The sequence below is a fragment of the Pseudoalteromonas sp. SG44-5 genome, from assembly GCF_014164175.1.
Taxonomy (GTDB): domain Bacteria; phylum Pseudomonadota; class Gammaproteobacteria; order Enterobacterales; family Alteromonadaceae; genus Pseudoalteromonas; species Pseudoalteromonas nigrifaciens.
Genome location: NZ_JACJES010000036.1, coordinates 1 through 14,100 on the forward strand (window position 1 = coordinate 1; position 14,100 = coordinate 14,100).

Annotated in this window: 11 protein-coding genes and 1 tRNA gene; 9 read left to right on the plus strand and 3 right to left on the minus strand. The window is 42.1% G+C overall.

Annotated elements, in window-relative coordinates; genetic code table 11:
• From H5079_RS17550 to H5079_RS17570, 5 genes are all read left to right on the plus strand, one after another.
• Positions 1–696: four-carbon acid sugar kinase family protein (locus H5079_RS17550; protein ID WP_182684572.1), on the plus strand; the 696-nt coding region annotated here is incomplete at its 5' end.
• On the plus strand, positions 693–1,325 hold the full coding sequence (locus H5079_RS17555) for an aldolase (RefSeq protein ID WP_182684573.1): 633 nt from the start codon (positions 693–695) through the stop codon (positions 1,323–1,325). The genes H5079_RS17550 and H5079_RS17555, both read left to right, overlap by 4 nt.
• On the plus strand, positions 1,325–2,101 hold the full coding sequence (otnI, locus tag H5079_RS17560) for a 2-oxo-tetronate isomerase (protein WP_182684574.1): 777 nt from the start codon (positions 1,325–1,327) through the stop codon (positions 2,099–2,101). Before H5079_RS17555 ends, otnI begins: the two co-directional genes overlap by 1 nt.
• Before the next feature lie 54 nt (positions 2,102–2,155).
• Positions 2,156–3,103 (plus strand): D-erythronate dehydrogenase, encoded by a 948-nt coding sequence (gene denD / locus H5079_RS17565; RefSeq protein ID WP_182684575.1) that lies wholly within the window; start codon positions 2,156–2,158, stop codon positions 3,101–3,103.
• Between the two features lie 37 nt (positions 3,104–3,140).
• A complete protein-coding gene (locus tag H5079_RS17570) occupies positions 3,141–4,628 on the plus strand; it encodes a GntP family permease (protein WP_182684576.1) in 1,488 nt (495 codons plus the stop codon).
• Positions 4,629–5,523: 895 nt separating this feature from the next.
• On the opposite strand, the gene H5079_RS17575 is transcribed toward H5079_RS17570, so the two are convergent.
• Positions 5,524–5,608, minus strand: a tRNA-Leu gene (locus tag H5079_RS17575).
• A 272-nt stretch (positions 5,609–5,880) separates the two neighbouring features.
• Here H5079_RS17575 and H5079_RS17580 point away from each other — a divergent pair.
• Positions 5,881–6,375 (plus strand): RDD family protein, encoded by a 495-nt coding sequence (locus tag H5079_RS17580; RefSeq protein ID WP_182684577.1) that lies wholly within the window; start codon positions 5,881–5,883, stop codon positions 6,373–6,375.
• A gap of 112 nt (positions 6,376–6,487) precedes the next feature.
• Here H5079_RS17580 and lptG read toward each other — a convergent pair whose 3' ends face one another.
• The gene (lptG, locus tag H5079_RS17585) at positions 6,488–7,555 is read right to left on the minus strand and encodes an LPS export ABC transporter permease LptG (RefSeq protein WP_089368699.1); all 1,068 of its coding nucleotides are present in this window, start codon (positions 7,553–7,555) and stop codon (positions 6,488–6,490) included.
• Positions 7,552–8,664, minus strand: coding sequence for an LPS export ABC transporter permease LptF (gene lptF, locus H5079_RS17590; protein ID WP_011329072.1), 1,113 nt, complete (start codon positions 8,662–8,664; stop codon positions 7,552–7,554). The genes lptG and lptF overlap by 4 nt, the downstream gene beginning before the upstream one ends.
• A gap of 304 nt (positions 8,665–8,968) precedes the next feature.
• Between lptF and pepA the strand changes: the two genes are divergently transcribed.
• The 3 genes from pepA (at position 8,969) to H5079_RS17605 (ending at position 13,994) form a co-directional block, all read left to right on the plus strand.
• Positions 8,969–10,480 (plus strand): leucyl aminopeptidase, encoded by a 1,512-nt coding sequence (gene pepA / locus H5079_RS17595; RefSeq protein ID WP_011329073.1) that lies wholly within the window; start codon positions 8,969–8,971, stop codon positions 10,478–10,480.
• A gap of 151 nt (positions 10,481–10,631) precedes the next feature.
• Positions 10,632–11,078 (plus strand): DNA polymerase III subunit chi, encoded by a 447-nt coding sequence (locus tag H5079_RS17600; protein WP_058374054.1) that lies wholly within the window; start codon positions 10,632–10,634, stop codon positions 11,076–11,078.
• A 60-nt stretch (positions 11,079–11,138) separates the two neighbouring features.
• Complete coding sequence (locus H5079_RS17605) at positions 11,139–13,994, plus strand: valine--tRNA ligase (RefSeq protein WP_182684578.1); 2,856 nt, start codon at positions 11,139–11,141, stop codon at positions 13,992–13,994.
• Positions 13,995–14,100 lie beyond the last annotated feature (106 nt).

Genomic DNA, 14,100 nt, shown 5'->3' on the forward strand with positions numbered 1-14,100 from the left:
CAAAGTGCAGGTAAACGCTACGCTGTGGTTGATGCCTTTAATAGTGCACATTTAGCAACCCTAGGCAAAGCGGCTAAGTCGCTAAAGTTAATTACTGGCGGCTCTGGATTGGCAGCGGGCATTGCTAAAAACTGGCAGCAGCAACTACAAGATCAAGGCGAAGCCAAAAAAGCGGGCTACCCAACCAAAGCAGCCACCGTCATATTATCGGGTTCGTGCTCGTTAATGACCAATAAACAAGTTGCAGCTTATAAAACTAAAGCTCCTCACTTCGCGCTCGATATCGACCATTGCTTAAACTTAGATAATTATAGCAACCAAGTATTTGACTGGGTGATTAACAACTTGAATACCCCATTCGCCCCCTTAATTTATGCCACTGCGGATGTTAATGCATTACAAGCAACGCATAAAAAGTATGGTGCTGATATTTCCAGCCAAGCAGTTGAAAACCTCTTTAGTCAATTAACCATTAAACTTAAAGAATATGGTGTGCGCAATTTCATTGTTGCCGGTGGCGAAACATCTGGCGTTGTTACCCAAAGTTTGCAGCTTGATGGCTTTCATATCGGCCCTCAAATTAGCCCAGGTGTGCCATGGGTAAAGGGCATTAATAGCGATATTTCCTTGGCATTAAAATCTGGAAACTTTGGCGCTGAACCTTTCTTTACCCAAGCTCAGGAGTATTTTAAATGAATGAAGCACAATTAAGGCTGCAAGTAGTAGAGCTTGCGCGTTCAATGTTTGAACGTGGGTATGCCACAGGTGGTGCCGGTAATCTTTCGGTAAAGTTATCTAATGGCCATTTTTTAACAACCCCGACAGGATCTTCATTTGGTCGTTTGGTCGCCGAAGAGCTCTCTGTAGTTGATAAAGACGGAAAACACCTTACAGGTAAGCCCCCCTCTAAAGAGGTGTCTTTTCACTTAGCTATTTACGATAAAGACCCTAACTGCAATGCAATTGTACACCTACATTCAACGTACTTAACCGCGTTATCTTGCCTTGAAAACTTAGATCCTAACAATGCAATAAAGGCATTTACACCTTATTACGTAATGCGCGTTGGTGAGTTACCTGTGGTGCCTTATTACCGCCCGGGCGATCCGCAAATAGCTAAAGATTTAGCCCAGTTAGCAGGGAAATATCGGGCATTTTTACTTTCTAATCATGGCCCTATCATTACTGGTAGTGATTTTTTAGATGCCGTAGATAACGCAGAAGAATTAGAAGAAACCGCTAAGCTAGCATTTTTATTACAAGGTAAAGCAACACGTTACCTAACCGACTCAGAAGTAACTGATTTAAAAGGGAGAGGAAAATAATGGCTCAATTTGCAGCAAATCTAACTATGCTTTTTAGTGAAGTCGCATTCCTTGAACGCTTTGAACGCGCACACAAAGCAGGCTTTAAAGCCGTTGAATACCTTTTCCCGTATGCTTTTGAAGCACAAGTATTAGCAGATAAATTACAGCAATTTGGATTAGAGCAAGCTTTATTTAATATGCCAGCGGGCGATTGGGATGCTGGTGAGCGTGGCTTTGCAGCCATCCCCGGGCGTGAACAAGAGTTTAAGCAAAGTGTTGCAATCGCGCTCGACTACGCCGCCGCATTAAACTGTAAAAAAGTACATGCTATGGCTGGTATTGTAAACGCTCAATTTAGCCGTGAGCAGCATGTTGACACATTTATTAAAAACATTCGCTATGCCGCTGATGCGTTTGCAAAACATGATATTGAACTGATGATAGAGCCATTAAATAACCGAGATGTACCTCATTATTTTATTGCTCACCAACGAGAAGCTGCTGAGTTAATTAAATTAATTGACCGTCCAAATGTGAAGCTGCAACTAGATATTTATCATGCTGCAATAATGGATGGTGATCTGACCCACCTAATTAATGATCTCGCCTCGGTGACAGGGCATATTCAAATTGCCTCTGTACCAGCACGCCATGAGCCCTCTGAAGGGGAAATTAATTACCCACATATATTTAATGTACTAGACGAATCTGGTTATAAAGGCTGGATCGGCTGCGAATACAACCCTAAAAACAACACTGAAGATGGCCTTGAGTGGCTAAAGCCCCACTTATAAGCACTATTTATCAATAATAAATAACACAGTTAATAAACATACAAAGGTATTTACATGAATATTATTATCACCGGTGGTGCTGGTTTTTTAGGCTCAGAGCTACTAAATAACTTGCTACAACAGTTTCCTCAAATTGAAACAATTAAAGTAGTAGACCGTATTAAATTAGACAGCAATTTAATTACCAATAATAAAGTTCACTCTATCGTTGCTGATATTACCGTTAAAGAAGATATAGAAAAAATCATCGATGAACAAACTACTCACGTGTTCCATTTAGCTGCAATTGTTTCAAGCCATGCAGAGGAAGATTTTGAGTTAGGCATGCTGGTTAATTTAAAAGCCACACAAATTTTACTCGAGTGCTGTCGCCAAGCTAACCCTAATATTCGTCTTGTTTTTTCAAGCTCACTTGCTGTGTTTGGTGGGGAGCTTCCAGAACAAATTGATTACATGACGGCTATGCAACCTAGTTCTTCGTACGGTACACAAAAAGCGATTTGTGAGTTACTCGTCAACGATTACGCCAGAAAAGGCTTTGTTGATGCAGTTACGGTTCGTCTGCCTACTATTTGTATTCGCCCAGGCGTACCTAATAAAGCGGCCTCTTCTTTTGTCAGTGGCATGATACGCGAACCACTTAAACAGCAAGCGTCAAACTGTCCTGTTGATGTTGAGTTACCTTTATGGGTATCTAGTCCTAACAGCGTGATTAAAAATATTATTCATGCAAGTCAGCTCGACACAAAACTGTTAAAAGGCTTTCGCACTGTAAATTTACCTGGATTAAAAACATCACCAAAAGAAATGATCGAATGCTTAGTTAAAATAAAAGGCGAGCCCGTTTTAGAGCTCATTAGTTACGAAAAAGATGAAAATGTAGAACGTATTGTTTCTAGTTGGCCACAGTCAATGAATAACGAAAAAGAACTAGCAATAGGATTTGTTAAAGATAAAGACTTTAACTCTATTTTAAATGCTTACTTAGACACCCAAAAATAAAGTAAACCTATTACTTAATAACAAAGAGGTCTCACGTATGTTACCAATATCTGTAATCGGCTTAATAATAGCCGTATTTGTGTTAATATTTTTAGTATTAAGAACCAGAGTACACGTTTTCATTGCTATGCTTGCAGCTGCCTGTTTGGCTGGTTTAATTGGCGGTTTAAGTGTAAACGAAACTATGGCAGCCATAAGTGATGGCTTTGGTGGCACTTTAGGTGGCATCGGTATTGTTATCGGTTTAGGTGTAATGATGGGGGCTATTTTAGAAGCCTCTGGCGCTGGTGAATCAATAGCCTACAACTTTATTAAGTGGCTAGGTAAGAAAAAAGAAGAAACCGCACTGGCCGTAACTGGTTATATTGTAAGTATTCCTGTGTTTGTTGATAGTGCACTTATTATTCTTTACCCTATAGCTAAATCGTTAGCAAGAACGTCAAATCGCTCTATTTTAACCTTAACAGTATCGCTGGCGGGTGGCTTAGTTGTTGCCCACCACTGTATCCCACCAACACCTGGCCCTTTAGGTGTAGCGAGTATATTTGGTGTCGATTTAGCTTCAATGTTAGGTTTTGGACTTTTGATTGCCGCTCCTTGCGTATACGGTATTATTCTATACTCACGCTGGCTAGAAAAGCACTTCCCGGAGTTCATTGCTATCCCAACGGTAAGCCACACAGGTGATGCTGCTAAGCAAGTTCACAATGACTACATGGCAACAAAAGAAGCTAAAAACCTCCCTTCACTAACCAAGTCAATTATGCCTATTGTAGTGCCAATTGTATTAATTTTAGTGAAATCGCTTATGGGCCTTGCTGAAAAGCAATTTGGTATGGACGGGCTATCGGCCAGTACTTTTGGTGCTGTTTTTAACTTTCTTGGCCATCCTATCATCGCACTTTCAATAAGTACTTTATTAGCTGTCTATACATTAACGCCTCATTTGGATAAAGAAACAACAACAACTAAACTAGAAGAAGGCATTACGACTTGCGGTATTATTTTACTTGTAACCGGTGCCGGTGGCGCATTGGGCGCAGTATTACGCGCATCAGGTGCAGGTGCTGAAATTGCCAACCAAATTATTGAGTTATCAATATCACCAATAATGATCCCATTTATTATTGCTACGTTGGTGCGAATTATTCAAGGCAGTGGTACCGTTTCAATGATTACTGCAGCGTCAATATCTGCGCCAGTACTGCTCGAAATGGATGGAGTAAATATGTTATTCGCAGCATCAGCAGCAACTATGGGTAGTTTATTTGCGGGCTACTTTAACGATAGCTTATTTCACATTGTTAACCGCTTAATGGGCGTCACTGAAGTTAAAAAGCAACTTGTTATTTGGACAGTGCCAACGACTATTGCTTGGGCTATAGGTGGATCACTTATCATGATTTTGAATCTGTTCTTTGGTAGCCATGGTAGTATTTATGACCCGCTATTCCCTTTATTAGTTTTAGCTGGCTGTTTGCTCTTTGTTAAAAGTCAAAGTAAGCAGCATTTACAAGTAGCTTAATTTCTACTGTTTTTTGCAAAATTAACAAGGCCTCTTTATCAAGAGGCCTTGTTAATTAGATAACCTTATTACCACGCCATTCCAAGTGACAGTTTACGTCCATTGTTACTTCTAGAGCCATAAAAAGTAAGATTGATACCAGCTCTAATAATTCATCCCTGAAGCAGTACCCATCACTCATCCATGAACTCACTTCGAGTCACTGCGAAACTGCGTTTCGGTTCACTCTCACCCAGCGGCCGGACCTTAACTTATAACAGCGGCACTCCCGCGTGCCGCTCGAGTCCGGCGGGTTGTGTCCGATTGCACTTTTCGTAGGCATAAAAAAACCCCGACCAATTTGATCGGGGCTATAAAAAGTGGTACCAGCGGCCGGACCTTAACTTATAACAGCGGCACTCCCGCGTGCCGCTCGAGTCCGGCGGGTTGTGTCCGTTTACACTTTTCTGTAGGCATAAAAAAACCCCGACCAATTTGATCGGGGCTATAAAAAGTGGTACCAGCGGCCGGACCTTAACTTATAACAGCGGCACTCCCGCGTGCCGCTCGAGTCCGGCGGGTTGTGTCCGATTGCACTTTTCGTAGGCATAAAAAAACCCTGACCAATTTGATCGGGGCTATAAAAAGTGGTACCAGCGGCCGGACTTTAACTTATAACAGCGGCACTCCCGCGTGCTACTCGCGTACGGCGGGTTGTGTCCGTTTGCACTTTTCTGTAGGCATAAAAAAACCCCGACCAATTTGATCGGGGCTATAAAAAGTGGTACCAGCGGCCGGACTTTAACTTATAACAGCGGCACTCCCGCGTGCCGCTCGAGTCCGGTGGGTTGTGTCCGTTTGCACTTTTCTGTAGGCATAAAAAAACCCCGACCAATTTGATCGGGGCTATAAAAAGTGGTACCAGCGGCCGGACTCGAACCGGCACGCCTTTCGGCAGGGGATTTTGAATCCCCCATGTATACCAATTTCATCACGCTGGCATAATTTTTCTTTAACCTTCTAAATACCAGAAGATAAAGAAAAACCACTTTAGAGCTTAGGTTTATAAAACTGCCTTTGTCTCTATGCTAAGCATTATACAATCAATAAAGGTAGCGGCAAGCGTTTTATGACATAAGTACAATCAACCGCTTAACAATTAAGCAACCATTAACATTTAACTCTGCGCAGCGCTTTAATGCCTTACTGAAGAGGTAGTATTTACCAGCCTATTTGCTAAACTAGCGCGCATATTAATAGTGAGAGTATATTTATGTTGAATGAATTTCCACGAGCTGGCTTTTGGCGTCGTTTGGCGTCGTTAATTTATGATGCCTTGGTCGTAATTTCTTTATCTATGCTTACTGCCATACTCTACTTTGCAGTCATTCAGCTACTAACGTCTTTAGATATGATAGTTAAAACTGACGATCCTGCTGCTTTAATACAAGACTCCACGTTACTCTCTGGTATTAGAAGCGCGTTGTTTGTTGGAGTAAACGTATTCTTTTTTGCTTATTTTTGGACTAAAAGCGGGCAAACCATTGGCATGCGCGCATGGCGCTTAAAAGTACAAACTCTAGATGGGCAACTTATTAGCTGGCCGCAAGCAATTGTTCGCAGTGTTAGTGCATTACTTGGTTTAGGTAATTTAGTGGTATTGGTTGATTTTAAAAATAAAAAAGCTTTGCAAGATTACCTTTCTAAAACCGAAGTTATTGCACTCACCAAAGAAGAAAACAAGCGTATTTACCGTGAGCTTGATTAATTAAAAGTAATACACTGTAATTTATAAGCACAAAAAAGCGTGGCACTTTTATAAAGTAGCCACGCTTTTTTTGTTTCAAGGTATTTTTGTAACTACCTTTTTATAACTAGTTTTATGCGCGTTTATTCATTAAGTAAGCAGCAAAACCGGTGAATATAATGCTAGGCACTACAGCGCCAATAAACGCAGGTATTTGATACACCATAACCACAGGACCAAATATTTCGTTAGTTAGATGAAACACTATACCCGTAACTACGCCCATTATAATACGTGCACCCATAGTGACGGTACGCAACGGGCCAAATATAAACGACAGTGCAACTAGCAACATTACAGCGATAGATATTGGCTGCATAAGTTTGCGCCAAAGCGCGAGTTCATAGGTGCTGGTATCTTGATCGTTTTGCTCTAAATAGTCTAAGTAAGACCATAACCCAGTAAACGACAGCGACTCAGGTTTAACCGATACCACACCCAGCTTTTCAGCAGTAAGTTGTGATGGGTAAAACTCCTCAGGCACTTGCTCTGTGGTAATAAGCTCATCACTTATTTTTACTTTATTGACGCCGCGCAGTAACCAGCCGTTTTCGCGACTTAGCGCATCTTTTGCCTTCGTTATTTGTGTAAGCGATAGCGACTGATCAAAGTGGTACATATGTACACCATTTAATTTACCATTTTGATCTACATCTTCTATATTTATAAAGTTATTGCCGTCTTTTGCCCATACGCCTTTTTGCGCATTAAAAACATCGCCACCATGAATTGCCTGGTTACGCATTTCTTTAGCTTGTAATTGCGCCTCGGGTACTCCCCACTCGCCTAATGCCATCATACATAGCGCCATAAATACGGCGGTTTTCATTACCGAGCTTATAATTTGTAAGCGCGACATACCTGCAGCGTGCATTACCACCAGCTCGCTGTTTGAGGCAAGCGCTCCTAACCCAGTTAAGCCACCAATGAGCGCGGCCATCGGAAAAAACACCACTAAATCGCCCGGTATTGTGTAAAGCGTGTAGAGCATCGCGGTCATTAAATCGTAACTACCACGGCCAACTGACTTTAACTGGTCGATAAATTTAATTAAGGTGCTAATGCCTACCAGTACCAATAATGCAAAGCCGGTGGTTTGTAAAATGCTGCGACCTAAATACCAATCAAGGGTTTTCATCATGCGCCCAACTCCCGCTTAGTAATTACCGCTTTAAGCCAAGCGCCAAGTGGTCGCCCTTTAATTATTAATAGTCCGCCAATAAATAAGGCACTTAAGTGAATCCACCAAAGGCCAATAGAGGGAGGTATTTTGCCATCTTCAACAGCAAATTTAGCAGCGTTAAGTAAAATAAAATAACCTAAGTACAAGCTAATTGCCGGCACTAACTTAGCAAATTTACCTTGGCGTGGATTAACCACACTTAACGGTACTGCTAATAGTGTCAGCAGTGGAATAGAAAGCGGTATAGCAATACGCCATTGCCACTGCGCGGTTGCCTCTGGAGTGTTAAGTGCCAACAATTGATTAGTAGGAATTGCTTCTAATTTACGGCGTTGGTGCTCTATTTCTTGCTCACGTATTTGTACACTATAACCGTCAAACTCGGTTAAATTGAGCGCTGGCGTTAAGCCATCAGTTTCATAGCGTTTGCCGTCGCTAAGAACGAGTTGTTGTTCGCCATTTTGCGCTTCAATTACAACTCCTTGCTCTGCATAAACTAGGCGTGCAAGGTTGTCTTTTTCGCTATCGGGGAGTTGCGCTACAAATACTTTATTAAGCTCTTTTCCACCGTTTTCAATGTTATGAATAAACACCACGGCTTTTTCGTTACCGGTTTGCTGAAAGCGACCTGCCCTTAATGCAGATAATCCCGCATCGGCTTTAGCTTGCTCTTTTAATTGATACTCTTGCTCGCTTGCCCAAGGGGCAACATGCATAGTGAGCGCGGCGGCTAAAATAGCCAACCCCACACTTGATATAAGCGTCACTCTAACCACATACCATTCACTTACACCACAGGCTTTAAGTACGGTCATTTCGCTATCGGCGTAGATACGGCTGTAGGCCAAAATTATGCCTAAAAATATACTCAATGGTAAAATTAACGAGGCTAACTGTGGCAATTTAAGTGCGATCATCGATAGCACTAATTTAGCAGGAATACTACCCTCAGAGGCATCGCCTAAAATACTAACTAACTTTTGCGACAAAAAAATGGTCATCAAAGTTAAAAATACGGCGACCTGCGATTTTAAAACCTCAGCAGTCAAATAACGAAAAATAAGCAATAGTCGCCCCTGTTAAACATGGTGTGTCACTGCAATAGTGAAAGTTTATAGTTAGTCATGATTTTACTCAGCGTTGCCGAGTATAGATCTAATATTATAAGCCATGAAAATTAATTATCCTACCTAACAACACGATATAATGTTGCATTAGTGACCCTTAAGCAGATAAAGTTCAATTACACAGTAAGAGTCGGGCAAAATCAGCTAAGATTAGAGCTACACCTAAATAATTTAGGTATATAAGACTAAAAATATTTTTAGTTTCTGCTTAGCTTCTAAAGATGACTCAAAATCAGGAGTGACAATGGAATTTAACGTAAAAAGTGGTAGCCCAGAAAAACAACGTAGCGCATGTATTGTAGTTGGTGTATACGAGCCTCGTCGGTTATCCCCCATTGGTGAACAACTCGATAAAATCAGTGATGGTTATATCTCAAATTTACTTCGCCGAGGTGACCTAGAAGGAAAGCCGGGCCAAGTTTTATTATTGCATCATGTACCAAACATCTTAAGCGAGCGCATATTGCTTGTAGGGTGTGGTAAAGAGCGCGAGCTTGACGATAAGCAATATAAACAAATTATTTCTAAAACAATTAATACCTTAAACGACACCGGCTCTATGGAAGCGGTATGCTTTTTAACAGAGCAACACGTTAAAGGTCGCGATACCTACTGGAAAGTGCGCCAAGCAGTAGAAACCACCCAAGATTGTTTATACACCTTTAATCAACTAAAAAGTAAAACAGTAGACCCACGTCGTCCACTGCGTAAAATGGTGTTTAATGTTCCAACGCGTCGCGAGCTAACTATAGGCGAAAGCGCTATTGAGCATGGTTTAGCTATTGCTGCCGGTAGTAAGCTGTGTAAAGACGTAGCAAATATGCCACCTAATATTTGTAACCCTGCGTATTTAGGCGAGCAAGCACAACAGCTAGCAACTAATTTTGACAACATTACTGTTGATCTAATCGGCGAAGAGCAAATGGCTGAGCTAGGTATGAACTCTTACTTAGCTGTTGGTCGCGGTAGTGTGAACGAATCGGTTATGTCGGTAATTAACTACAAAGGCGGCGCAGATGATCAAGCTCCTATCGTATTAGTTGGTAAAGGCTTAACCTTCGATTCGGGCGGTATTTCATTAAAACCTGGCGAAGGCATGGACGAAATGAAATACGACATGGGCGGTGCTGCAGGTGTTATTGGTGCAATGCGTGCACTGGCACAAATGCAGTTACCTATTAACGTGATTGGTATTTTAGCCGGCTGCGAAAATATGCCGGGGCCAAATGCATATCGCCCAGGTGACATTTTAACCACTATGTCGGGACAAACCGTTGAAGTATTAAATACTGATGCCGAAGGGCGCTTAGTATTATGTGATGCACTAACCTATGTAGAGCGTTTTGAGCCAGAAACCGTTATTGATGTAGCCACATTAACAGGTGCTTGTATTGTAGCACTAGGCGCACATGCAACCGGTTTACTCTCTAACCATAATCCGCTCGCGCATGAGTTGTTAAAAGCATCGGAGCAAAGTGGCGACCGTGCATGGCAACTACCGCTATGGGACGACTATCAAGATCAACTAGAGAGCCCATTTGCCGACTTTACTAACTTAGGGGGCCGTGCAGCTGGTACTATTACCGCAGCGTGTTTTTTATCTAAGTTTACTAAAAAGTACAACTGGGCACATTTAGATATTGCAGGCACGGCATGGCGCAGTGGCGCTAAAAAAGGCGCAACAGGCCGCCCTGTTCCTATGCTTACTCAATATTTATTAAACAGAGCCGGCGTAAACGAAGCTGCTCAAGATTAAGCATACCGCTTAGCTACTTATTAAGGCGCCGTTTGGCGCCTTATTTATTTTGGTATTAATTGAAGCAAAACCCGTTATATGGCAAAATCAGCCTCTTAATTTATGTGTATTAACTAGCTACACATTCAATGTCATGGGAAACCCCGATACAATGAACATGAACGCCCAATTTTTCGTTCTAAAGCAACAAGATGAGTCGCTAGCTAAGCCTGATGATCATTTTGCTTTGGCGGCTCAAATTGCCGCTGATCAGTATCGGCTTGGCCAACGTGTATTTATTTGTGTAGATAACGAAAATACCGCCTTTGCCATTGATGAAACACTTTGGGCATTTGATCCCGACAGTTTTGTACCTCATAACCTACAAGGTGAAGGCCCAAAAGGCGGCGCACCGGTAGAAATTGGTACTACGCCCCCTGTTGGCAATCGTAAAGTTTTAATTAACTTGGCTAATAACTTACCGGATTTTATTCGCCGCTTTAACCAAGTTTTTGATTTTGTACCCGTAGAAGCCGTTGCTAAACAAGCAGCTCGCGAGCGTTTTAAAAAGCTACGCCAACTCGGTGCCAACATCACCACGCAAGATATTAATAACTAAAAACACTTTTAGTAAAATAGCTAACCAACTAATTTAAGTACTTATTTAAGGTTCTGTGTAATGGATAAAACCTACAATCCGCAAGATATTGAACAGTCTCTATACCAAGGCTGGGAAGAAAAAGGCTACTTTAAACCATCTGGCCAAGGCGTCCCGTATTCAATTATGATCCCGCCGCCAAATGTCACTGGTAGCTTACACATGGGCCACGCTTTCCAAGACACCATAATGGATACCTTAACGCGCTTTAAACGTATGCAAGGTAACAACACATTATGGCAAGTAGGTACTGACCACGCAGGTATTGCAACGCAAATGTTGGTTGAGCGTAAGCTGCATGCTGAGGAAGGCAAAACACGCCACGATTTAGGTCGCGAAGATTTTATTAATAAAATCTGGGAATGGAAAAAAGAATCTGGCGGCACAATCACTAAACAACTTCGTCGTCTTGGCGCATCGGTTGATTGGGATCGTGAACGTTTTACCATGGACGATGGCCTATCTGAAGCCGTTAAAGAAGTGTTTGTACGCCTGCATAAAGAAAACCTAATTTACCGTGGCAAACGCCTAGTAAACTGGGATCCTAAATTACACACTGCTATTTCTGATCTTGAAGTTGAAAACAAAGACAAGCAAGGCCACATGTGGAACTTACGTTACCCACTAGCCGACGGTGTTAAAACTCAAGATGGTAAAGACTACATAGTAGTAGCAACAACCCGCCCAGAAACTATGCTGGGCGACTCAGGTGTTGCAGTAAACCCTGATGACGAACGCTACTTAGATTTAATTGGTAAAGAGATTTTATTACCCATTGTTAATCGCCGTATTAAAATTGTAGCCGATGAACATGCCGATAAAGATAAAGGTACGGGCTGTGTAAAAATAACCCCAGCGCACGACTTTAACGATAACGAAGTAGGCAAGCGTCACAAAATGCCGATGATCAACATTTTCGATAAAGACGCCGCTATTCTTACTCAAGGCGAAACCTACAGCTTTGATGGCAAAGAACTTGAGTTTGATGCACCAATTCCTGAGCGCCTACACGGGCTTGACCGTTTTGCTGCGCGTAAAGCGATTGTAGCTGAATTTGAAGAACTAGGCTTACTTGAAAAAATTGAAGATCATGGTTTAACCGTTCCTTACGGCGACCGCTCGGGTGTGGTAATTGAGCCACTGCTTACCGACCAATGGTATGTACGTGTTGCACCTCTTGCAGAGCCGGCTAAAGAAGCGGTTAAAAACGGCGACATTCAATTTGTACCTAAACAATACGAAAACATGTACTTTTCGTGGATGAACGACGTACAAGATTGGTGTATTTCACGCCAGCTTTGGTGGGGCCACCGCATTCCAGCTTGGTACGACAGCGAAGGCAACGTATTTGTTGGTCGCGATGAAGCTGAAGTACGCCGCGAAAATAACATTGCAGACAGCGTAACACTAAGCCAAGACGAAGACGTACTTGATACCTGGTTCTCATCAGCGCTTTGGACGTTCTCAACTCAAGGTTGGCCTGCAAACACTGATGATTTAAAAACCTTCCACCCGTCTGACGTGCTGGTAACTGGTTTTGATATTATTTTCTTCTGGGTTGCGCGTATGATCATGATGACGCTGCACTTTATAAAAGACGAAAATGGTAAACCACAAGTGCCGTTTAAAACCGTGTATGTAACTGGTTTAATACGTGACGACAACGGCGATAAAATGTCTAAGTCAAAAGGTAACGTACTTGACCCACTAGACATGATTGACGGCATTGAACTTGAAGAGTTAGTACAAAAGCGTACTGGTAACATGATGCAGCCAAAATTAGCGGCTAAAATCGAAAAAGATACCCGCAAAGTATTCGCTGGCGGCATTGAAGCACACGGCACCGATGCCCTTCGCTTTACGCTTGCAGCAATGGCCTCTACCGGTCGCGATATTAACTGGGACATGAACCGCCTTGAAGGCTACCGTAACTTCTGTAACAAACTATGGAACGCGAGTCGTTACGTATTAATGAACACAGAAGAGCAAGACTGTGGTTTTGCAACCGATGCACAAAAAGAGTTGTCGTTAGCCGATCGTTGGATTTTAGGCCAATTTGAGTCAACTGTTAAAAGTTATACTGAGCATTTAGATAATTACCGCTTTGACTTAGCTGCTAACACCCTGTACGAGTTTACTTGGCACCAATTTTGCGATTGGTACTTAGAACTAACTAAACCGGTATTATTTAAAGGCAGTGAAGCACAGCAACGCGGTACACGTAATACACTAATTACCGTACTTGAAAGCTTGTTGCGTTTAATGCACCCAATGATGCCATACATCACCGAAACTATTTGGCAACGTGTAGCACCACTTGCAGGCCTTGAAACAGAGAACACCAGTATTATGGTACAACCATTCCCTGTTTATAATGCAGCTAGCGTTGATGCCAAAGCAATGGACGATTTAGAGTGGGTTAAACAATTCATTTTAGCAATTCGTAACATTCGTGGTGAAATGGACATTAGCCCAAGTAAGCCGCTTAGCGTATTACTTGCAAATGCTTCGAGCGACGACGTGCGCCGCATTGAGGAGAACAACTCATTTTTAGCATCACTTGCAAAAATTGAAGAGTTCACCATGCTCGAAAATAAAGATGATGCGCCTGCGTGTGCAGCGTCTTATGTTGGTAATCTTGAAATTATGATCCCAATGGCGGGTTTAATTGACGTAGAAGCCGAGCTTTCACGTATTAATAAACAACTCGAAAAAGCCGAAAAAGGCCTAGCACAAGTGCAAAATAAACTTGCTAACGAAAAATTTGTTAACAACGCACCAGAAGCTGTACTTGCTAAAGAAAATGCCAAACTAGCTGAGTTTAGCGATGCTAAAACGAAGCTACTTGAGCAAAAAGCAAAAATAGAAAGCTTATAATTTAGTTTCCGGGCATTAGCCCAGAACATTTATATAGGCATTAAAAAGCCGCGCTATGTAATTACATAGCGCGGCTTTTTTTGACTCTAGGCTCTAGGCTCTAGGC

Coding starts and splice junctions, on each gene's coding strand:
- denD (WP_182684575.1), top strand. CDS start 2,156: ATGAATATTATTATCACCGGTGGTGCTGGTTTTTTAGGCTCAGAGCTA.
- H5079_RS17555 (WP_182684573.1), top strand. CDS start 693: ATGAATGAAGCACAATTAAGGCTGCAAGTAGTAGAGCTTGCGCGTTCA.
- pepA (WP_011329073.1), top strand. CDS start 8,969: ATGGAATTTAACGTAAAAAGTGGTAGCCCAGAAAAACAACGTAGCGCA.
- H5079_RS17580 (WP_182684577.1), top strand. CDS start 5,881: ATGTTGAATGAATTTCCACGAGCTGGCTTTTGGCGTCGTTTGGCGTCG.
- H5079_RS17600 (WP_058374054.1), top strand. CDS start 10,632: ATGAACATGAACGCCCAATTTTTCGTTCTAAAGCAACAAGATGAGTCG.
- lptG (WP_089368699.1), bottom strand. CDS start 7,555: ATGATGAAAACCCTTGATTGGTATTTAGGTCGCAGCATTTTACAAACC.
- H5079_RS17570 (WP_182684576.1), top strand. CDS start 3,141: ATGTTACCAATATCTGTAATCGGCTTAATAATAGCCGTATTTGTGTTA.
- otnI (WP_182684574.1), top strand. CDS start 1,325: ATGGCTCAATTTGCAGCAAATCTAACTATGCTTTTTAGTGAAGTCGCA.
- H5079_RS17605 (WP_182684578.1), top strand. CDS start 11,139: ATGGATAAAACCTACAATCCGCAAGATATTGAACAGTCTCTATACCAA.